The 21,344-nt window shown below is 47.2% G+C and carries 25 protein-coding genes; all 25 read left to right on the forward strand.

The features are described from left to right. The first annotated feature begins 110 nt into the window (after positions 1 to 110). The 25 genes from MPHASIOC01_RS03505 to MPHASIOC01_RS03620 all read left to right on the forward strand — a co-directional run bounded on the left by MPHASIOC01_RS03505 (position 111) and on the right by MPHASIOC01_RS03620 (position 21,342). Positions 111 to 641: a hypothetical protein gene (locus MPHASIOC01_RS03505; protein ID WP_353613945.1), complete on the forward strand. Its 531-nt coding sequence runs from the start codon at positions 111 to 113 to the stop codon at positions 639 to 641. Positions 642 to 714: 73 nt separating this feature from the next. After that, a complete protein-coding gene (locus MPHASIOC01_RS03510) occupies positions 715 to 1,257 on the forward strand; it encodes a hypothetical protein (RefSeq protein WP_353613946.1) in 543 nt (180 codons plus the stop codon). Continuing rightward, positions 1,247 to 2,140, forward strand: coding sequence for a hypothetical protein (locus MPHASIOC01_RS03515; protein WP_353613947.1), 894 nt, complete (start codon positions 1,247 to 1,249; stop codon positions 2,138 to 2,140). The genes MPHASIOC01_RS03510 and MPHASIOC01_RS03515 overlap by 11 nt, the downstream gene beginning before the upstream one ends. Further along, positions 2,137 to 2,751, forward strand: a complete 615-nt coding sequence (locus MPHASIOC01_RS03520; protein WP_353613948.1) for a methyltransferase domain-containing protein — start codon at positions 2,137 to 2,139, stop codon at positions 2,749 to 2,751. Before MPHASIOC01_RS03515 ends, MPHASIOC01_RS03520 begins: the two co-directional genes overlap by 4 nt. 14 nt (positions 2,752 to 2,765) lie before the next feature. Next, positions 2,766 to 3,569: a hypothetical protein gene (locus tag MPHASIOC01_RS03525; protein ID WP_353613949.1), complete on the forward strand. Its 804-nt coding sequence runs from the start codon at positions 2,766 to 2,768 to the stop codon at positions 3,567 to 3,569. Positions 3,570 to 3,583: 14 nt separating this feature from the next. Next, positions 3,584 to 4,909, forward strand: a complete 1,326-nt coding sequence (locus MPHASIOC01_RS03530; protein ID WP_353613950.1) for a terminase large subunit domain-containing protein — start codon at positions 3,584 to 3,586, stop codon at positions 4,907 to 4,909. 11 nt (positions 4,910 to 4,920) lie between these two features. Next, entirely contained in the window at positions 4,921 to 6,336 is a 1,416-nt protein-coding gene (locus MPHASIOC01_RS03535; protein ID WP_353613951.1) for an anti-CBASS protein Acb1 family protein, read from the forward strand. Further along, on the forward strand, positions 6,302 to 7,129 hold the full coding sequence (locus MPHASIOC01_RS03540; protein WP_353613952.1) for a hypothetical protein: 828 nt from the start codon (positions 6,302 to 6,304) through the stop codon (positions 7,127 to 7,129). Before MPHASIOC01_RS03535 ends, MPHASIOC01_RS03540 begins: the two co-directional genes overlap by 35 nt. Continuing rightward, entirely contained in the window at positions 7,110 to 8,432 is a 1,323-nt protein-coding gene (locus MPHASIOC01_RS03545) for a DUF2213 domain-containing protein (protein WP_353613953.1), read from the forward strand. Before MPHASIOC01_RS03540 ends, MPHASIOC01_RS03545 begins: the two co-directional genes overlap by 20 nt. Further along, on the forward strand, positions 8,425 to 9,045 hold the full coding sequence (locus MPHASIOC01_RS03550) for a hypothetical protein (RefSeq protein ID WP_353613954.1): 621 nt from the start codon (positions 8,425 to 8,427) through the stop codon (positions 9,043 to 9,045). Before MPHASIOC01_RS03545 ends, MPHASIOC01_RS03550 begins: the two co-directional genes overlap by 8 nt. A 9-nt stretch (positions 9,046 to 9,054) precedes the next feature. Next, entirely contained in the window at positions 9,055 to 10,083 is a 1,029-nt protein-coding gene (locus MPHASIOC01_RS03555; protein WP_353613955.1) for a major capsid family protein, read from the forward strand. Between the two features lie 59 nt (positions 10,084 to 10,142). Continuing rightward, positions 10,143 to 10,613, forward strand: coding sequence for a hypothetical protein (locus MPHASIOC01_RS03560; RefSeq protein WP_353613956.1), 471 nt, complete (start codon positions 10,143 to 10,145; stop codon positions 10,611 to 10,613). A 2-nt stretch (positions 10,614 to 10,615) separates the two neighbouring features. After that, positions 10,616 to 11,068 (forward strand): hypothetical protein, encoded by a 453-nt coding sequence (locus tag MPHASIOC01_RS03565; RefSeq protein WP_353613957.1) that lies wholly within the window; start codon positions 10,616 to 10,618, stop codon positions 11,066 to 11,068. Then, entirely contained in the window at positions 11,065 to 11,493 is a 429-nt protein-coding gene (locus MPHASIOC01_RS03570) for a hypothetical protein (RefSeq protein ID WP_353613958.1), read from the forward strand. Before MPHASIOC01_RS03565 ends, MPHASIOC01_RS03570 begins: the two co-directional genes overlap by 4 nt. Next, complete coding sequence (locus MPHASIOC01_RS03575) at positions 11,480 to 12,439, forward strand: hypothetical protein (RefSeq protein ID WP_353613959.1); 960 nt, start codon at positions 11,480 to 11,482, stop codon at positions 12,437 to 12,439. Before MPHASIOC01_RS03570 ends, MPHASIOC01_RS03575 begins: the two co-directional genes overlap by 14 nt. Next, a complete protein-coding gene (locus tag MPHASIOC01_RS03580) occupies positions 12,440 to 13,846 on the forward strand; it encodes a hypothetical protein (protein ID WP_353613960.1) in 1,407 nt (468 codons plus the stop codon). Between the two features lie 123 nt (positions 13,847 to 13,969). After that, positions 13,970 to 14,290, forward strand: coding sequence for a hypothetical protein (locus tag MPHASIOC01_RS03585; protein ID WP_353613961.1), 321 nt, complete (start codon positions 13,970 to 13,972; stop codon positions 14,288 to 14,290). A gap of 5 nt (positions 14,291 to 14,295) precedes the next feature. Then, positions 14,296 to 14,877 (forward strand): hypothetical protein, encoded by a 582-nt coding sequence (locus MPHASIOC01_RS03590; RefSeq protein WP_353613962.1) that lies wholly within the window; start codon positions 14,296 to 14,298, stop codon positions 14,875 to 14,877. Between the two features lie 117 nt (positions 14,878 to 14,994). Then, positions 14,995 to 16,914: a lytic transglycosylase domain-containing protein gene (locus MPHASIOC01_RS03595; RefSeq protein ID WP_353613963.1), complete on the forward strand. Its 1,920-nt coding sequence runs from the start codon at positions 14,995 to 14,997 to the stop codon at positions 16,912 to 16,914. Then, positions 16,911 to 17,615, forward strand: a complete 705-nt coding sequence (locus tag MPHASIOC01_RS03600; protein ID WP_353613964.1) for a hypothetical protein — start codon at positions 16,911 to 16,913, stop codon at positions 17,613 to 17,615. Before MPHASIOC01_RS03595 ends, MPHASIOC01_RS03600 begins: the two co-directional genes overlap by 4 nt. Then, positions 17,615 to 17,890 (forward strand): phage baseplate plug protein, encoded by a 276-nt coding sequence (locus MPHASIOC01_RS27635; protein ID WP_405027751.1) that lies wholly within the window; start codon positions 17,615 to 17,617, stop codon positions 17,888 to 17,890. The genes MPHASIOC01_RS03600 and MPHASIOC01_RS27635 overlap by 1 nt, the downstream gene beginning before the upstream one ends. Further along, positions 17,890 to 18,885: a hypothetical protein gene (locus MPHASIOC01_RS03605; RefSeq protein WP_353613965.1), complete on the forward strand. Its 996-nt coding sequence runs from the start codon at positions 17,890 to 17,892 to the stop codon at positions 18,883 to 18,885. The genes MPHASIOC01_RS27635 and MPHASIOC01_RS03605 overlap by 1 nt, the downstream gene beginning before the upstream one ends. Beyond that, positions 18,882 to 19,598, forward strand: coding sequence for a hypothetical protein (locus tag MPHASIOC01_RS03610; RefSeq protein WP_353613966.1), 717 nt, complete (start codon positions 18,882 to 18,884; stop codon positions 19,596 to 19,598). The genes MPHASIOC01_RS03605 and MPHASIOC01_RS03610 overlap by 4 nt, the downstream gene beginning before the upstream one ends. After that, positions 19,595 to 19,927: a hypothetical protein gene (locus MPHASIOC01_RS03615; protein ID WP_353613967.1), complete on the forward strand. Its 333-nt coding sequence runs from the start codon at positions 19,595 to 19,597 to the stop codon at positions 19,925 to 19,927. The genes MPHASIOC01_RS03610 and MPHASIOC01_RS03615 overlap by 4 nt, the downstream gene beginning before the upstream one ends. Further along, a complete protein-coding gene (locus MPHASIOC01_RS03620) occupies positions 19,924 to 21,342 on the forward strand; it encodes a ubiquitin-activating E1 FCCH domain-containing protein (RefSeq protein ID WP_353613968.1) in 1,419 nt (472 codons plus the stop codon). Before MPHASIOC01_RS03615 ends, MPHASIOC01_RS03620 begins: the two co-directional genes overlap by 4 nt. Positions 21,343 to 21,344 lie beyond the last annotated feature (2 nt).

Here is a 21,344-nt window from a genome sequence, read left to right on the forward strand (position 1 = left end):
ATGCGCTTCGCATGCGCAATGAAGAGAGACTTTCAGTAGTGAGCTTGGGTAATTCGTTCGCTCTTGACGACTTTGCCATGCGACAGGCTCACGCCTAAAAGGTAACAAAAATGAAATTAATCAAGTATTGGAAAGTTCAGCTTCTACAATTTTCTCGGCCTTCCAGCATCATCGAAGACCGTAAGCCCGTAGAAACCATATTGTTTGAAGGGTACGCAAAAGATAAACCCAACATCAATCTTGGTAGTGGTTTGGGTATTGAGCTGTTTACAGCATCTGACATGCTGGAAACCCGTATTTTCCGGGACCACCTCATTGACAGTGTACGTTACATTCCAGTGTTTGAGGATGAAACTGAAGTAACTCAGGAAGATAAAACTAAACCGCTTTCACGCAAGGAAATGATTGAGCATATCAAGGCGGCGATCGTGGAAGGGTATCAACCCAGTATTTCTGAGCTTATTGTAAACACGGAGTTACTAACGTTTTTTAATGAAGAAGCAATTGATTACGAATATCGTCGCTGCCGAAAATGGTACGAAATGAGGGATTTTATGTATGGAGAAATTGATAAAAAGCAGTCAGATTTTCAAACATCCGCACCGTTCATGAAATACCTGGCAGGAAAATGGATCCTATGAACGGTAGTTATTAGTTCAACTACTGCTGAAGTATTAAGTGGGTAAATCTGTAATAAAACAGAGAAATTCTCGGTTGACTAATTTTATTTGCATTGCCAGTGGTCCATCGCTTAGCCGGAAAGACTGCCTGCTGTCAGCTAAATCCGGCCTTCCCATCATTGCTGTTAACTCATCATGGCAAATAATTCCTGAGTGCCAGTACATCTTTGCGGGTGATTATGCCTGGTGGGATAAGCATCACGACAACATAACTTCACATGCTGAGAAATGGACAACCAGCCCGAGGGCAAAAATCCTTTATGGGGTGAATCTCTTTGGGGGACATACTGAAGGTGCCTTCAATTCAGGACAAATGGCTATTCGCCTCGCGTCACATTTTGGGGCGAAACGCATAATACTGCTTGGATATGACTGCTCGCTTAAAAACGGCATTCACTGGCATGGTAAACATCACGGACTGGATAATCCATCCCGGGAAGAAGTATCACGCTGGCATACGGATTTTTCATCGCTGGTGTGCGAACTTCCTGATGTTGAGATTATCAATGCCTCCAGATACACCGAGTTGACCTGCTTCCCTGTAACCAAACCGGAGAGCATCTTTAATGCCTGTTAATCTCTACTTCGACGGGATGCACGGTATTGGTGACAACATAATTCAACGTGCTTTCATTAAGGCGCTGGTGATGAAAGGTCATCAGGTATGGCTTAAAACGCCGCTTCCCGAGTTGTATGTCGGAATACCTCATCTTTATTTTGTCCGGGCTGATACCCGTCTGCGTACGCAAAGAAAAAGTGAAATGCGCTCCACGATGAATTTCGCCCTGAGTGAACCGGCATTAGCGCCACGCAGACTATTTTACGGAAACTATCACCTTCAGCGTGGTGGTATTTTCAAAGCGATGGAAGAGCAGTTCGGGGTAAAGCCGGCAATGATGGATTTACCCACCATGCCGAAACCAAAACTGCTCCTTCCTGAAGATAAGCTGCTGGCGCTCATTCGCCCCACGACAGAGCGCACCGAATGGCATAACGCAAGCCGTGGGCCATTGAACAAATACATAGACCAGATAGCGAGAATTCTTTCCCTTAATGGATTCTATGTGGTCAGTATTGCAGATACAGAACCAGGTGCCGAGTGGATACCTGACATGGAACCATTTGCTGACCTGAAACTGAATCGCGGCGAACTGACGTTACTGGAAATGCTTGGCCTGATTGAACGCTCATCCATCTGCGTTACCGGGCCTGGTGTCGCCATGCTGGCCGCCATTGCTTACCGTCGCCCAATGCTTTGCATTCAGGGTGGCTGCGGCGGAAGCAATCACCATTCAAAAATCACGGATCCGGAGTGCATGGATTTAAGTGATTCCCTGTTTATCTATCCTGACCATTACTGCATGTGCCAGGAAATGAAACACAACTGCGACAAGACGATAAGTGACCTTGAAAGTAAGGTAACTCCGTTTATTGAGCGAGTGAAACGGAAAGGCACATGAAGCAATTCACGCATGAACTGAATAACGGGCTTGTCTGGTTGCCTGAACTTGGTATGGGCCGCTTTCCCGTGCCCAATTACCGACCATACGATGCGGCATATTTTGAGCGCTACCGACAGATGGCTGATACCGAAATGGGTAAAACGCTGACTGCGGCCAGAATTGCACTGGTAGGCAGGCACTATAACGGCCCTGTGGTGGATGTTGGCATCGGGGCGGGACAGTTTGTAGAGGCCAGGCCGAATACCAAAGGATATGACGTGAATCCGGCTGGTATCGACTGGCTTAAAAGTCGCAGCATGTGGGCAGATATTTATGCCGATCGTTATCCTGCTCTTACGTTCTGGGACAGTCTGGAACATATCGACCGCCCGGACGTGGCAGTGGAAAAGGCAGAACAATGGATTTTTGTCTCTGTACCCATCTTTGATGGTGCAGAACACATCCTGCGGTCGCGTCATTATCGCCGCGACGAGCATATCTGGTACTGGACGCATGAGGGCATCTGCGGCTGGTTCCTTGAACAGGGATTCACGCTGGTGGAACACAACACAGCAGAAAGCGAACTCGGGCGGGATGGAATAGCAAGTTATGCATTTCGCAGAAAGTGAATTGAGGATTTTCCATGGCAAAACCGGACTGGGGCGAGCTTCAGCAACGGTTCCTGTCTGACCATGCCAGGAATGGAATTTCACCAAAATTATGGTGTGAAGCGCAGGGGCTGAATTACACATCTGCTCGCCGATACATCAAGCTGCCTGCGCAGAAAAGTGCGCAAAAAAAAGTGCGCAGTGCGCAGTCAAAAAAAAGTGACAAATCAAAGGGAAAAAGTAAACCACCCAAAATCTGCGCAGACAAAAAAAGCGCAAATCCTCAGGGGGCGAAACGCGCACCTTACAACGCCAGGCCCGGTAATCAGAATGCCGTTAAGCATGGCGGCTATGGTCGTCGTTTGCTGCTGTCAGATGCCACAACGGAGGATTCATTAGCCATTAACCTGGACGATGAATTGTTCTGGTTACGCGCTGCTAACCTGACAGCCGCCGAAAATATTGGACGCTGGCGCACTGAGTTAGAAGATTATCCGTCTGATGCCAGTGACGAAGCGAACCGCCAGGCGCGTAAGTTCCTCCTGGATAATATCAGTTCAGCTGAAAAGGCCATGCACCGTAACACGGCCCGAATTGAATCACTTGAATGTACGAAAGCCGCCATTGCCAAATTGCAGGCAGAAACAACCTATCGTGAAGCCGTAGAGAATAAGACACGGTTTGACCATGGACAGGAACAATCCATTTCTGAGCTTGAACTTGAGCGCAGGAAGCTTGCCAATGAACGGTTAAAAGCCGAAATACTCGCCATCCAGAACGGTGGCAATGACAGCACCGTTATCGTTCATGGCGGCCTGAACGTTCCTGGTGGAGAATAACCGGATCCATCCCTATGGCGAAAGAAATCTTTATCCCGGAGTTACACGCCGGGCAGCTTCGCATCTGGACGGAAGGGAGTGAATTTCAATACAACGTAGTCAGGTGTGGCCGCCGCTACGGCAAAACTGTAATGCTGGTGGCGCTGGCCTGTTCTTATGTTACCAGGTTATTTCCCAAACCGGGCACCGACCGGAAAGAGGGAGGCAAGGTTGGGATATTTACCGCTGAATACCGACAGTATCAGGAAATATTTGACGCCCTGGTTGAAATACTCGGCCCGTTAATCAGAAGCCAGTCCCGAAGTGAAAAACGCATCCTGCTTAAGAACAAAGGGAAGATAGACTTCTGGGTAACCAACGATAATAAACTTGCTGGCCGTGGGCGTGAATATGACTGCGTGCTTATTGATGAAGCAGCATTTACCAAATCACCGGAAATGCTGGAAGAGATATGGCCCAAATCAATCAAGCCAACGCTGCTGACAAGACGTGGACGCGCCTGGGTATTTTCAACGCCAGACGGCATTGATGATGCCAACTTCTTCTACGCTATTTGCCATGAGCCTAAATATGGCTTCCATGAGCACTATGCGCCGACTTCTGATAACCCTTTCGTTCCTCCTGATGAACTGGAGAAAGAACGACAGAATAACGATCCACGCGTATTCCAGCAGGAATTTCTGGCCGAGTTTGTAGACTGGTCGAAAGATGCGTTGCTTGACGTCGAAAAACTGTTTGTTGACGGGAAGCCAGTTGATACGCCGACAACCTGTGATGCAATTTTTGCCGTGATGGACACCGCACTGAAGGGTGGCACTGAAAATGATGGCACAGGCATCGTGTACTTTGCACTGGAGCAGACTTATACCGCTCCACGCCTGACGATAATCGACTGGGACGTTACTCAAATGAAAGCTTCACTGCTTCCAGAGTATATCCCGGGCGTTTACGCCAACCTTGAACGTCTGGCTACCCTGTGCCGTCCACGCATGGGAAGTTACGGTGTCTTCATGGAAGATGCCGCAATGGGCGCAATTCTGAACCAGAAAGCCCAAACGGAAGGATGGGACATGAAGCCCATTGATTCCGTACTGACCAGCAAAGGAAAAGACGAGAGGGCTATTCTGGCCTCCAGTCATCACTATCTTGAAAAAGCCAAGATATCGCATGAGGCCTTTAACAAGACAGTCGTATTCAAGCAGAAAACCGCAAACCACCTCTGGCGACAAATTGCAGGGTTTCACCTGGCAGACAAGGACGCGCATAAACGCGCCGATGACCTTTTTGACTGTTACACCTATGGCCTGATTATCGCATTCGGGAACAGCGCCGCACTTTAAGAGATACGTAAATGGCAGATATCAGCCTCAGTAATAACATCAGCTCAGAACTGATGGACATTCTTGCAGCTGATGAAATTCAGCCAGGAAGCGATGTGGGTTATAAAATCTGCAAGCTTTTGTGGATGTATCACCCACTGGGCGGAAAGCTGGTGGAAAAGCCCATTTCGATGGCGCTTTGTAAACCACGCACTTATAACGTGGAAACAGACCCAGATGAGCGCGTAGTAAGCCAGTTTGAAGAGGTATGGAACCGTCTTGGCATCAACAATAAGATTCGCGATTTATTTTTCCTCTCCCGATGCTATGGTGCGGCTTCAATAGGGATAGGTACGCATTCTGTCGCAAGTGACGATGTGCTGCCGACATTTGGTCTCACGGAAGATGACATTTTTATCAATGTGTGGGACCCGCTAAATACGGCTGGTTCCATGGTTACAAGTCAGGATCCTAACAGTCCGGACTTTCAACGGGCAAATCAGCAATTAAAAATTGCGAATCGTAACTGGCATCCTTCACGCACATTAAAGCAATTTAATGGAACGCCAATTTATCTTGAGTTCCAGCCATCTTCATTCGGATTTACCGGGCGAAGCGTTTTCCAGCGAGCTCTTTACCCGCTCAAGTCTTATATCCAGACAATGACCGCCAGTAACCTGGTTAGCCAGAAAGCGGGCGTGATTGTTGCGAAAATAACGCAGAACGGTTCAGTTATGAATGGACTGATGGCCGTTGCGACCGGCAGAAAGCGAGACATTATTAAAGAAGCCAGCAATGGCGGAGTGATAAGCATTGGTCCTCAGGATGACATTGAATCGCTGAATCTGCAAAACCTGGATAAAGCACTCGCCACCGCTCGCGATAACATCATTGCCGATATTGCGGCGGGAAGTGATGTGCCGGCCCTTTTAATCAAAGAGGAAGCATTTACTCAGGGTTTTGGTGAGGGTACGGAAGATTCCAAAGCGATAAGCCAGTACATCGACAGCAAAAGACAAGAAATTGAGCCAGTGATGGCCTTTTTTGAGAATGTCATTCAGTACATCGCATGGAGTGAGGATTTTTACAAATCACTGAAAAATGATTATCCGGACATCATTACAGAAGACTATAAAACCACCTTTTACCGGTGGCGAAGGGAATTTCGCGCAACATGGCAGGAACTGGTTGAAGAATCCCCTGACAAGCGCCGGGAGAGTGACAGCAAAGTAATCCAACAGGCCGCCTCTCTTTATACCGCCCTGGCTGCAAAACTCGATCCGGAAAATATGGCAACTGCCGCTGAATGGCTGGCATCTATCGTTAATGGCACTGAAACATATGGCGACACACCTTTGCTCATTGATGCTGAGGCGCTGGCTAATTATGTTCCACCTCCACCGGAACCGCTAAATGGCAACGAAAACAACCAGGGCGACCAGGCGTAAGAAAACGCTGTTTGAGGTGCTGACCGAAGCGGTTAATTACTACGTAGAAAACGGTTGGGATTCGCAAAAATCCCTGCTTGAGTGGTCCCGTAAATTACGCGTGGCCGCAAGGAGGGAAGCGCCTGACGAAAACGTAACCCGTAACCACCTGACAGCTATTTACAGCCGGCTGGTCGTTGACGGTGGCGCTCTTCGCGACCAGCCCGTTGACGGACCCAAAAAAATCACGCTGGATAAAATAAAGCCGCAACTCCGCAAGGAACTTGATAAGCGAATTTTAGCCAGCGCTGAGCTGATTAAGCTCAACCGAGAACAGGCGATTGAAAGAACCATTCAGCGCTTTTCCGGCTGGGTGTCATCCATCCCGCCATCGGGTGTCAGTGAAATTGATAAAACAGCTCAGAAGCAGGCTTTCAGAGAGTCTGTTACCGAACTGAATTACATCAGTCGCCGTGTGGCAATAGACCAGGGGAAAAAGCTTACAAGCAATGTGAAATATCTGCTCGCAGTTCAGGGCGGTGTCATTGCGTTTAAGTGGCATTCGAACTGGAGAAGGCCCGGATATGACTTCCGTAAAGACCATAAAGAACGCGATGAAATCATTTATTTGTTGCGTGATTCATGGGCTGAGAAAGCGGGACTGATAAAGCCAGTGAACGGCTATTACGACGAAATTACAGCCGCAGGTGAAGAAGTCTATTGCAGTTGTGAGGCAATACCGATTTATGCCCCACAAAAGCTCCCTGAGGAATTTTTAACGGAGAAGGGTAAGCGTGAACTTAACAGAACTTGAAGTAGCGCAACGGATCCGCGATGGCACACTGCCTTCACCCGTTCAGTTTTCCAACATGTGGCTGGTCAACCTAAGAATAACGGGGACCGGTCTGGCTTACCGGGCAGGAATTAATGAGCATGTCTGGCGTGACCCGAATCTCTATCTTAATGATGAATTCCTTGCCAGATGTAATGGATTGCCAGTTATTGCCAACCACCCTGATAAAGCCGTACTGACAGAAGAAGACTTTAAAACCCGCATTGTTGGTAGCGTCATGCTGCCTTATATCCGTGGTGATGAAGTCTGGGCCGTATGCCGAATTTATCTGCGAGAAATCGTCGAAGAAATCGCCAAAAAGACGGTATCTACCAGCCCGTCTGTGGTTTTCAATAACCAGTCCGGGAGCGTTGAAGTCCAGGATGGAGAAACAAACTTTTTGATTGAGGGCAAGCCTTACTTGTTAGACCACATTGCCCTGGTCACAGAGAGCCACGGCACCCTCGGTGTCTGGGACAAAGAGAAAATCCCGCAAGGGGTCGAGGTTACTAACGAAGGTGACATTGATATGGATAAAGAAGAACTGCAGGCCCTCATTGCGGGGGCTGTGAGCGATGCCGTTAAGGGTGTTTCTCAAAAGATTGATGGCGTTATGGCTCGCATGGATTCCATGGAGGCTGGCGCTAAAGAACGTGCTGACGCTGAAGAAGAAAAGCGTAAAGCAGATGAAGCCGCAGAAAAGGAAAAAGCGGATAAAGCCAAAGCTGACGAGGAAGAAAAACGCAAAGCCGATGAGGCTGAAAAAGAGGAAGAGAAACGTAAAGCCGACGAAGCCGCTGAAGAAGAGAAGCGCAAGGCGGATGAAGCAAAAGCAGATGAAGATGCCAAAAAGGCAGAAGAGGAAAAAACAAAGGCTGATGAAGATATGACAGATGCCCGCGTTAAAGCCGACTCTGCATATACAGCCTGTGGTAAATCTGCGCCTGCACCTCTTTCCGGCGAAAAGGCTCTTGATTACCGCAAACGTGCGCTGATGGCGATGCAGAAATATTCTCCAGAGCATAAGGATTTAAATATCCGCGCTATTGCAGATTCTGCCGTCCTTTCCGTTGTTGAAGAAGCAATTTATTCCAATGCGCGTAAAGCCATCGACGCTGAAATGAACAGCACGCCAGGTATGCTGAACAAGCGTACGCGCAGCGATGCTGCCGGGCGAGTCATTACTGAGTATGCCGGTGATATGAACGCCTGGCTTTCAGCTTTCAAAATTCCGCCCCGCAAGGTGGTTAACTTCCGCACTCAAGGAGCTGTGAACAATGTCTAATATCAGCTTTGACCCCTACAAAACACAGGGTAATTTTTCCGGGAGCTTTAATATCTCCTCTAATGGCTTTATCCAGGGTGATGCCCAGGATGATCCAGCCATTCGCTTACAGCTTTGCCAGGGCGTTCTTGACTCGGGAGTTACTTCTTCGGTTTATGGCGGCATTGGTGTTATTGAATGTGTGCCAAAAGAAGCAGATTCCGTGCAGGGCAGTGACATTAAAATTGCCACTACAACAATCTGTAATGCCTTTTTGGTGAGCAATCAGGCTTATCATGGTATTTCAACGCCCAGCAGCCCGGTACCTCTTTTCCCTGCCGGTAGCAGCGTTCATTACTATCGCCTTGGTTCCCATGCGCGTATCCCTCTGAAAATTTCCTCTGCTGTTGCGGCTTTAGCTGCAAGCAACACGGATGTTTCTAATGAGGGCGTCGGTTTTGTATGGGATGTCACCAATAATCAGGTTGATGTTTATTCCAGCGCAACCTCAGGCAATCCTAAAGTTGCTATCCGGCTGTTAAAAGTTTCCTCCAGCGGAAACCTGGTTGTTTCAGTTGATGGCAGTGGTAATGCTAAATGGGTAGATCAGCCTTGCGGCCTGTTTGAAATTTAAGGAGTTAAGATGAGCGCTTTTGCACCCGCGATTACAACAGTGTCGCCGTCAATGATGATGCCGGAAATTATCATGCAATACAGCATGGCATCCGGTGCTTTTGAAATTTTGCCTGATGGGAAACCATTAGTAAAAATCGGGTCAAGTGACCTGGTTGTATACCAGAAATATTTACGCGCCCGCACGCAGGCGCAGGTTGGTCAGTCTCTGCCTGGTCAGTTGCCATCTTCCAGCGTGGTACCGACTTACGATCAGATGAAAACCTATCGTATTTCTACCCGCTCTCAGTACAGCTATCTTGATACTGACGCAGCAAGCCGCTGGGGATATTCACTCCCGGATGCGCTGCAACTTGCAAACCGTCAGGGGCATGCACAGCAGTTACGTAACATGCTGCTCTATGGTGTACAGGCATCAAATAACGAGGGCGTTGTTAACTCTCCCAATGCCACCCGTGCCGTTCTGGGTTCCGACAGTAACAGTAAAACAACGTATGACACCTGGGACGCTGGTGAGCTGGCAATTTACATTCTCAATCTGATCAGTACGCAGAAAACAAAAATGTTACTGCTGGGGCAGACGCTGACCACTGTTGTACTTGCTCCACAGCGATTCCTTCAGGTTCTGGAATGGACGGGTATCGTTCAGTTAACCAGTTATCAGCGTGCCGGCGCGGGTACTGCGACCATTGGCACCATGGTTAAAAATATCGCCGGGGATGCAACTGGTGACGACATCATTTTTGCTGCTGATGATACGCTGATTGGTAAAGGTGATGGCGGAACAGATTTAATCATCATCACCAACCCGGAAATTGTTGTGCCTGAAGCGCGTAGCTCAATTAACACTAACATTTTCGCCACACTCGTTCCTAACCAGCAGGCAATCAACGTAATGTTTTCTGACGTTGCTGCGCCGACAGAAATTCCTTCACCAATGCCAGATGGCGGCTTGACCACGCTGTATACAATGCGGGCGACCCCTGGGTGGAATTTCCGTCCTGAAGGTATCACTTTGTTTTCAGCTGCTCATAGCTGACAGTCATTATTTTTTTACCGGTTAGGGGAGCATAAGCTCCCCATTTTTTTGGAGTGAATATGAAACTTTTCGTTGCTAACTGCTCGGTACAAAAAAGAAAATTCAGCTATAAAATTCCTGAAGATAATCAGCATTATTTCCAGGATATTTTGCCGGGCCATCAAATCTGTATTGAAGATTCGCCAGAAGTTGTCAACCACATTGTCTGGCAACATGAAATTTACGGACTCCAAGAGTCCACTAAGGTGGACAGTAACTTCAGCGGAATCTGTTATTCCATTGACAAGCCTGTTTCTCACTCTCAGATCAAACACGGTCATGAGCAGAAAAAAGAAAACATGGACGATATGTCGCAAAAAATCCTTGAGGCCAGCGCGGTTACCATTAACAACACCATAAGCAATGAGGTGCTGAAAACGGGAGAAAAACCCCGCGACGGACTTGACCTGGAAATTGTTGGTGAAGCGGTAAACCAGGAGCAGGAAAACGCCCCATCAACCACCAAAAAAGTCGTTAAAGTGAGTAATTAATTATGGCAATCATCCCCACACTTAACGGTTTCCTCGCTTTTGTTCGTAATAATGCCGGTATTCCAGTTTCGGCGATTGCCGATGATGATCCTATGATTCAGGCATCTTATGACCAGGCAAATGAACTGTTAAATGTGGGGATGGGTTTTGAGCTTGTTCCGATTATTTTCGTTAATACGGTTTACAGCGCGGGTGTATCAATGTTGCTGAATTATGCCAACGATACCGCGCCAAGTACCTGGTTTGCTGATATGCGCAAATCGCTGGGGATTGGAAAGCAGTTATTAGGCGTGCTCACTGGCGCAGCAGATAACGGAACATCGGGGAATATGGTTGTCAGTAATGCGATAACAAACCTTTCATTAATGGACCTCACCATGATGCAGGACCCGTTTGGACGACAGGTAATTGCGGCGCTCATGGAACTCGGGCCCATCTGGGGTTATACACCATGAAAGTCTGTCTTGGCGTTATTGATATTCCATATGACTATGGGAATACCTCGGCAACCACATTTGAAGTGGCAGAAATTCTGGAAGACAAATATAAGTTGTTTACCAATTTCTACCGGGTACATGGTGACGAGGTAAGAAAAGAAGTCTGTGATGCTCTTATAGCTTCAATTCAGAACCATATTCAGTTTGGTGCGCCTCTCTCTTCGGATGAGCAACTGGGCGACACTATCCGTGCATTTAACCTGTTCCTGGAACGGGAGGAAATGGCCGGACTTTCAGTTGACGGCGTTCCTACCCAGGCGGCCCTTGAAGGTAAAAACTCACGCCTGAAAAGGCAGTATGGCGAACGACGACCATCGTTTATTGATGGTGGCCTGTTCAAATCTTCTTTCACTGCGTGGATAGACAACAATGCCGACTCTTGATGAGGCGGCGGCAAAGGTCAACACACAACTTTCATCCGTTCTTGATACAACCATCGAGACAATTTCCTCACGTCAGGAAATCGTTTTTCAATTGTATGTTAAACAGGTATTACCACTTGACGGGTGGATATACTGGGTTAATGCCTCAATTCTTGACCCTTCTGTGTTGGTATCTCTCGGGATTACCAAACCACTGACACTTACCGCCAGAGGAAGTCTGCACCGTCAGTCAGTCAATGCACAGACTGATGAATCAGTACAGGCAATAAATACCATTATTTTTACTTCTGAGGACAAGATAGATGAGCTGAACAGTGATGGACAGCCAACGCTGTACCTCGGAAGTTATGACGGTACACAGTTTGCATTTTCACGAATGAACAGTCGTTATACCCAAGCTGATATTTTCCATTATGTTGGCGATGCCGTCCTGTCCGTCATGCGTGACCAGATTATTAATAACCCATCAGATATCGACCTGAGCGACGTTGTTGTGTCCAGTTCCCTTCCAATATGGATGGGGCTGAACAAATATATGCCGATTTACCCGGCCATGCTGGCAGACCAGAACACTACGCCGCCGTTTGCCACAGCAAAATGCAGTAATGTGAAACCTGTCGCTGGTGGTTATTACCTGGATAACGAATCGAATCAGAGCCAGTTGGTGTCAGAAGATGTGGTTATTTCCATTACCGGACTTAAAAATGCTGCGGCGATGGATTTCATTCGCTACGTCAATGAGTACACGCTCAGTCCTTCTGCTGAGTTCGGCATTACCAACATTCCATTTATCCAGGACGACCGCGTGCCGCAAAACGAGCTGAATGCTATTGCGATGCGTAAAACCATTAAATTCGAGATTAACTATTACCAGTCAAGGGTGCGGAATATTGCCCGACAGCTGATTATGTCTGCAATCCCGGCCATCAATGCGGAGAAACAATAAATGGCGATTGTAAGTATCAATATTTCGGTGACTAATCCACCGAAACCCTCTGCTCTGCTAAAGAGTGGTGCTCTTGTTTCACAGGGTGGCACTAATTTGACGGCCGGGACTTACCAGTTACTGACGACCGCAACGGATATTAATGCAATTCTGGCGTCTGAACTCATTCAGTCCATTACCTGGGAGGCAAGCACTTCAGGAAATAATGTATCGCTGATTGAATTACAGGCCGCTCATGGCTGGGGTATTGGTGATAATGTCAAGGTAACCATTTCTGGGGTAACCCCGGGCGCATATAACGGTACATTTACTGCGACAGTAATCAGCACCACGGCATTTACCATCCCAATGGCGACTAATCCGGGTTCAGCTACGGTGTTGGGTACTGTTTCCCCTTATGCTGCTGCTGAACTTACCCAGATGAATACCTCTTTCTGGGCCCAGGGTAAAACAAGGTCTGTGTATGTTCTCGAATTGGGTGAGCATGCTTCTGATTCAGCATCAGTGGCTACACTGGCTGCCTTTATTGCTGAAGATGTTTCCATGGGTAACACTTATCAGAAATTTTTCAGCTATCTTACCCCGCGCTCGTGGGACACTGAGGCAACATTCAAAACGCTTTGCGGCCTGTACACAAACCCGAATAACCTGGTTAAGTTTTTTGTAACAACTACATTATTAACATATTCTGCATGGGTGACCAAAGCCTTCCCCAACGTTATGGCTCTGGTTGAATCGCCTGATATTCCTGCAACAGAATTTTCCATGGCGGCCCCGTTTCAGTCATCGCTTTCTAATGACCCTGGTTCATCCAATAAAGTCCCCCCCATGTCTTACCGGTTCATGTATGGCACCACGTCTTACCCGGTAGATGGGAACAGCGAAATTCTTACAGCTCTGGAGTCTGCCAACATCAGTTATATCGGTACTGCCGCAGAGGGCGGTCTGAGCAATATGATGCTGGTAAAAGGGAACATGCTGGATGGCAACCCGTTCAATTACTGGTATTCCGTCGCCTGGGCAGCAATCAATCTCGAACTGGATTTGGCAAACGAAATCATCAATGGTTCCAATACCACGATTAACCCACTTTATTACGACCAGGTCGGAATTGATCGGTTGCAGAAACGCGCCCTTAAAACCATGCGTAACGGCATCACATACGGTCTTATCCTGGGTCAGGTTGTCGGAACTAAACTGACAACGGATGATTTTAACACCAATTTCAATAACGGTGATTACGCCGGAAATGCGGTAATTAACGCGGTTCCTTTCGCGGATTACACCGCTGCCAATGAGTCAGATTATCAGGCGGGTAAATACGGTGGCCTGAGTGCAGTAATGACACCAAAACGTGGGTTTGACTCCATTACATTCAACGTCAACGTAACCAATTTCGTGGGGTAATAAACAATGGCAAACCCATTAGTAGCATTGGGACACCTCAATAGGGTAAAGGCAGGGTTAAGCGTTACGGGCAATTCTGCGCTAAATATTTCAGCGTCATATCTTGCAAAAGAAGGTATCAGCATGCGCCCAGAGGGACAGGCGACGGATATGATTGATGCCATGGTGGGACGTATTGGTAGCCAGTCACCATATATACCCGTCACTTTCACGGTTGCCATGCTGAAAACGCTGGGGCTTGCTGCTTCTTATCAGAACCAATTCAAAACCGATACAGCATTGGGTGAAGTAGTTTTAACTCCGGATGCAACGACAATGGATGACTATACACTCCTGAATTGCTTCCTGATGGGATTTAACGAAATGCGCTTCAATGGTACGGAAGCTGGGTATCTGATCACCATCAGCGGTTACCTGGTAGTTAACGACAACATGTGGAGCTGACAGGGATGAAAATCGACAAAAAGCTTAACCTGGTGAGTACTATCGAACGTGATGACGGCTCCCTGGTTTATCTGCATGTAACCCCCCTTCCGTACGAAGTAGTCGAAATTAACTGTGTGCTGCTGGGCTCTATGTTTAACCACTTTTTTTCCCTGGTTGGTGGCCTGGGCGCTCCCCGTGTTGCCGCCATGATGCTGCGTACTGAGATTAATGACCGTTTAGCGCTTAATCCTGAATTAGCCGGAAAGCCGACGATTATTGATGACATTCACCGCATGATTTCTGTTATCTGGTCAGACAATGGCGAGTGGAAGAAAATCATGCTGGAAGATGCATTAAAACGCAGCATTATTACCGAAGAGGAATTGCGTGAGGTTGAGGGAGAGCTTGTTTTTTTTACTGTGGGTTTTGCCATTCAGAAAGCCAACCTGGTCATTCCGACAGTGGGGAAAGCGCTCGAAGCCTACAGTGGGCAACTTACCTCATTGAATATTACGGAATACATCGATTCTTTACCGAAGTCGAAAACGGATACCAATATCCAGAACCCGCAAGCCCAGCCGGAACAATCATTCATACCATCCTGACATGGGCTGCATGTGAAGGATTTCGCGATGTGTGTAATGAATTAGGGCTTGGTGAAAATTCAAGCCCGCTGAAGTTCCGCCAGCGCCATATCATCAGGGCAATACAGGGGATGCTTGATGGACGCTAAAACAGTCCTTGAAATTGACGTCAATGATGAACAATTTCAGTCTTTCCTTTCAAAGTACAAGGAATACCAGGATTCGGTAAGTAAATTACCTGAGGCATGGCGGGCAGTTGCAGGCGGTATTGCTGCCGGTGGCGCAGCGGCAAAATCGTTTAATGACAAGCTTCAGGAAACAGAAAAAACCACAAGCAATGCAAAGTCAGATGCTGAATTAATTGCTAAATCTTTTACCGATGGCATCGTTGCTATCAATGGAATGAATAAGGGGCTGGATAACCTAAACAACACTCTGGAAAAGGCAAATAAACACCAGGAATCACTGAGAAAATCAGCCCGCGCAACAAAAAGCTTTTTCAGTGGCATATCCAGAGAAGCCAAAGCTTTTACTGGCCACATCAAAGAAGCCACTTCTAGTCTGCTTTCATGGGGTGCAGTTCTTGGCGTATTTTCAGGAATTGTGGGCGCGGGTGGTTTGTTTGGAATAAACCGGTTAGCGGCTACTGCCGCACAACAGAGATTTACCGCGCTTGGTCTGGGAACTACCACGGGCGGTCTTGAATCAGGTGCTATTAATTTCCAGCGTGCTGTGAGTAACCCGGTCGCCACAATGGGTGCTATTCGTGATGCCCAGCTTGATGTGAGCAAGCGCTGGATTTTTTCGGCTATGGGCATTAATAATCCCGATCAGGACCCGGCATCATTAATGCCGCGAGTGATTAAGGGCGCACGAGATACATTTATCCGTAATGGAAGCACATTACAGGGCGCTCAGGCCGCAGGGTTAACTGATATCTTCAGCCTGGATGACCTTAACCGGTTTAAGCATATGAGTGATGCTGAAATCGATGCCATGTCACGGCGTGCACAGCAGGACTCCAGACAATTACAAATAAGCGACCAGGTTCAGAGGGAATGGCAGAATTTTAATGTTCAGTTACAGCGCAGTGGCATAACTATTGAAAACTCATTTATTCGTGGTCTTGCTCCGCTGGCTCCCCAGCTTACCCGATTATCTGACGCATTTTCTTCAGCCATTGATACGGTGCTTAAATCCCCTGAACTGGGTAAATGGATTGATGCGCTGTCATCCGGAGTTAAACGGTTTGCCACTTATTTAACATCTCCAGAGTTTTCTGAAGATGTCCGGTCATTCATGGATGCGCTTAAAAATATGGGGCATGCCATAGGCAGGTTTATTGATTTGCTTTCTGGTAAAACCACCCTTTCTGAATTCATGAAAGGTAGCTCGCAGATAACCAGCAGCAATACCGTAACTGATCCGAAAACGGGGCAAAGCTATGTTCCGGGTAGTGAAAATGACCCCCGTGTATGGGGTCCTTTGAAGTGGTTAAAAAGGAAGTCAGGTGTAACGCCATCGCAGTATGATTCTTATTTTGAAGAAGCTGCTAAAAAATACGGCGAAGACCCGAGAGTACTTAAAGCTATTACCGGGGCCGAATCAAACTGGAACCCTGCAGCAATAAGTAAAGCCGGGGCAATTGGTCTCATGCAGGTTATGCCTGGCAATGCCAGACCAGGAGAAAATCTTCTTAATCCTCGCGATAACATTATGGCTGGTGCAAGGGTTTTTGACTGGGCTATGAAACAGGCCGGTGGCGATATTGATGAGGCCCTGCGTTATTACAACGGAGGATCACGACGCGGTAGTATCGAAAATCAGCAGTATGCTGGTCGCGTGCGTGAACAGTATCGGGCAATGTACGGTCAGGATATTGCGGGACCAGATACGCAAATTGCGAGTAATGGTACAGGAAGTTCAAAATCTGAACAGTTACTGCAGCAAATATTGAATGCATTAACAACACGTCCTGCACCATCAATCGCTGTCAGTTCAGAGCCAGGCACAAGCGCATTAATTTCATCTTCTCAACTCGGGGGCTTTTACGGATGAGTTTCACGCGTGAAATCTACCGGCTGGGATTCGAAATATCCCCGGTTATTCTCACAGATGGTATTGCATCAGGAATAACCGGGGGAATGCTCCCTGTTGTTGCTTTAACACAGAGCGCCAGCTTCGTTACCGGGCTGATTACTGGCTCGGCAAGCCTCACTGATTTGGATCAGTATTTTTGCCACTGGCAACCTGGCCCTGGTGGAACGCTGATTGATTACGATATAGCAACTTATCCTTTTGCTAATCAGAATGTGGCCGCGAACGCCATTCTTAAAAAGCCTCTTCGCATCCCGATGATTATGAAAGCGCCGGTTAATTCCAGCAACGGTGCCATGACAAAACTGGTCACGCTTTCAGCATTGCAGGCCGTGCTTGAGTCACATGCCAGCCTGGGAGGAACATATATTGTTGCTACGCCAGCTGCAATTTTTGAAAACTGTATTCTCAAAACCGTTATGGATATCACGGGGCAAAATGAAAAAATTGCTCAGTCGACATGGCAGTTTATGTTTGAGAAGCCTCTCATTACTGAAAACCAGGCTGCATCTGCACTGAATAACATGCTTAACGGTATTGACCTGGGGAGTAAGTTAACCAGCAGCGCATGGACTACGGCTCAGAATGCTCTCGGTAATACAGACCTTGGGAATACGATTAAACAGATAACCGGGCTGGTGGGTAGTCTTGGGGGTAACTGATGACCACGACGACATACACATTTACAGGCGATGAGCAGAGCGCTGTTTCATTTACACCCACCCTGGACGGAACTGTTTATAACTGTTCAATCGGCTGGAATATTGCCGCTCAAAGATGGTATCTGACTGTAAAAGACGGATCGGGTAACAGGGTACTTACACGGGCAGTTACCGGGTCACCCGTGGGCGCTGATATCAATCTGTTATTTGGTGTATTCACCTCAACAACGATGGTGTGGCGTACACCTGACGGGAAAATAGAGGTTACCAGCTGATGAGATATTACGATATACAGGTAACCGATCCTGATACCGGGAAAAAATTGGATGATTTTTGCTTCAGCAGTGTGCTCAATGGTGTTTTTAATCCCAATTGCCTGATGGTTGAATTTGACATTCAGAAGTATGGGATGTCTACACCAGCCGGGGAATGTCTGGTCAGGGTTTATGGGCTTGATCAGAAGAGCATGATGCAGGCAAATCAAAACCTGCCCGGTAAAACGATAAGTGTTTCCGTTGGAATGATGCCAGGTCTACCCCTCGCCACCGCTGCATACAATGAGAAACAGTATGGTCTGGTGCTGGAAGGGACTATCTGGCAGGCCTATGGTAACTGGCAGGGAATTAACCTGTCACTGGATATGATTATCCGGTATGGGCCGGTGGCATCATCATCTAATCCTACAGGGCCAATGAATGTCACGTTACCATGGAAGAAAGGGCAAAAGCTTTCAGTGGCACTTACCCAGTGCTTTCAGGTGGGCTTCCCGTCCTATACGCCCGTTATCAATATTAGCGATAACCTGATACTCAGCTATGACAGCCCTATGTTTTGTGGAACGCTGGAGTCATTATCCAGTTACCTTAACAGTATGAGTAAAAGCATTATCCGCCAGCCTGATTACTCTGGAGTGGAAATTGCTGTTGTTGGGAAGGAAATAAAAGCCTGGGATAATCTGGGGAATCCAGTAAAACAGAATAAAATTAAAAAAATAAATTTTAACGATCTTAATGGCCAGCCAAACTGGATCAGACCACAGACTGTTATGTTGACTATGGTAATGCGTGCGGATATCAATGTCGGGGATGATATAAAAATGCCGAAAGAAGCCGTACAGACAGTTATCAATCTCCCTGGCTCTCTTCCAAACTACCGAAATAAGTCAGCGTTTGCGGGTGTTTTTCGTGTCACGTCTGTACGCATTATCGGAAACAGCCGAATTCCTGACGCCAGCGGATGGACAACCGTGATTGAGGCAATTACAACATGAGTATCGCGCAGAAAATAAATTTTGCACGTAACATGCACCAGTTTGCCGAAAAAAAAGTTATTGATGTAATGGAGCTGGCAGGAAAGATACTCCCGGCTACGGTGGTTGCACAGTCAGGGAAGATGGTTACCGTTTCATTCAGCCTGCAAAACATCCCATTTATTTTGCCCCAGGTAACCATTCCATTATTCGGGCCGGAATACATTCGTTACCCCATGCAGAAAGGCGATAAGGGAATTGTCATTCCCGCAGATGCTTATCTGGGTGGTATGAGTGGTCAGGGTGGTGGGGTGGCAGACCTTACGCCTCCGGCAAATTTAAGTGCACTGGTTTATCTGCCAATCAGCAATACCGAATGGCAAAGCGTTGATCCATCAGTCGTGACAATTTATGGTCCTGAAGGTGTCACGCTGAGGGATGCAAACAGCAATACGACATTTCTCCTTACCCCTCAGAGTATCACTATAGCTGCACCTGATAAATTTCAGGTCACAGTTGGTAGTACAGTCCTTACCCTAACATCAGGGAAATGGAGCCTGACAGGAGTCGCAGGAAACCTTCAGGATAGCACGGCCTCTACCAGCCCGGCGATTATGTCAGCTGGATGGGATGCGTTGCTTACATGGCTTAACAGTCATGTCCACGGTAATGGTAATGGCGGTTCGAATACCACAGGGCCGACAAGCTCATTTAACGGGAAAATCACGCAATGAGAACTTATGGTCGCGATAAAAATGGAAAATGGGTGGAGATAACCACGGATGATAATGGTTATAACGATATGGTGCTTATTTCCAATCTCATACAAAATCTCCGCCTGGCCCCCGGTGAATCTCCATTTTATGCCAATAATGGCATTCCGGCGCAATCGTCAGTTATTCAGCAGATACTGCCAACTTATTACGTCAACAGACTGCAACAGCAGTTTTCTCAGTATTTTTCCTCATTACAAATCGCTATGGTAAGTGATGATCCACCCGTATATAACGTTTCGGTTATCACAAATTCAGGCGCAAAAATTATTACGGAAGTGTACTCATGAGTGATTTGCCTGTCAGTTACGATTCAAGCGGGCCGGCACCGCAAACATCATCTGATTTACGCGCACTGGTCGTAGCAAATGCAGAAGCTTTATCACCCGGAATCACTACCGAGTTACCAGGTTCGCTTATTGAGGATATGGTAAGCACAGCAGTCGGTGCACTCCTGGTTTGTGATCAGGCCAGAGTTGATCTTATTCAGGGGGCTGGAGCGCTCAGTGCCAATGAGTTTTTGCTTAATCTGCTTGCTCAGCAGGCTGGCGTTCCTGCAATCGGAACCCAGGGCTACACTTCAGTTCAGGAAACATTTTCTGGCCCACCAGGATTTAATATCCCCCAGGGATTTATTGTCAGTGACGGAACTTATCAGTATGTGCTGCAGGATTCAGTGATTATTCCCGCTTCCGGTACAACAGATGCTGTAACCTGTATAGCTAATACATCTGGTTCATGGGCTGTCCCCGCAGGAAGTGTTACTAATATCGCAACAAGCCTGCCAAATAACATAACACTAACCTGTAATAATCCCACAGCGGGTACACCTGGTTCACTGACTGAAACGGTAGAGCAATTTCGGTCAAGGGTCTGGGATGCAGGCATGGTTACTACCGAAGGAAGCCCGGCATTTATCCGTACAACCCTCAGTAAAGTTGCAAATGTTGTTTCTCGCCTTGTTTCTGTTGTCCAGAGCGGAAGTAACTGGATAATTATGTGTGGTGGTGGCGATGTTTACAGCATGGCGGGTGCAATCCAGAAATCTGCAGGTGACATAAGCCGTCTTTCCGGATGCACGCTGAACGTAACAGGAATTACCCAGGCTAACCCTGGTGTAGCTACAACTGAAATCACCCATGGATTCAGCTCTGGGCAGGTGATACAGATATCCGGCATTGTCGGCATGACAGCACTTAATGGTGTGGATCTGACTATCACGGTAATTGATGCACATACTTTTAGCATTGGTGTTGATACCAGTGCTATGCCAGCATGGATATCAGGAGGTGTTGTAACCCCAAACCTCAGGAACAATTCTATTACCGTAAATGACTGGCCTGATAATTATGTCATTCCGTTCGTTATTCCATTGCAACAGCTTGTGACTGTTAACTTTGCCTGGGCAACGAGTGGGAATAACTACCTGGCAAATTCAACTGTCCAGCAACTGATATCTGCCAATGTTATCAGCTATATCAACAGTATCTATGCTGGTAAACCGCTTAGCCTGATTAAGTTGAGAAATATTTTCGAAGAATCAATAAGTTCAACACTTGATATTTCTTTGCTCAGCAAACTGACAATAACGGTAACGGTGAATGACGTCATCACCAGCCCTGATACCGGAACTGATATTATCAGCGGCGATCCATACAGCTACTGGTATGTTGAAAGTACGGGTATTACAACCAGTGAGGGTTAAAA

It is taken from the genome of Mangrovibacter phragmitis (assembly GCF_040429585.1).
Lineage (GTDB): Bacteria > Pseudomonadota > Gammaproteobacteria > Enterobacterales > Enterobacteriaceae > Mangrovibacter > Mangrovibacter phragmitis.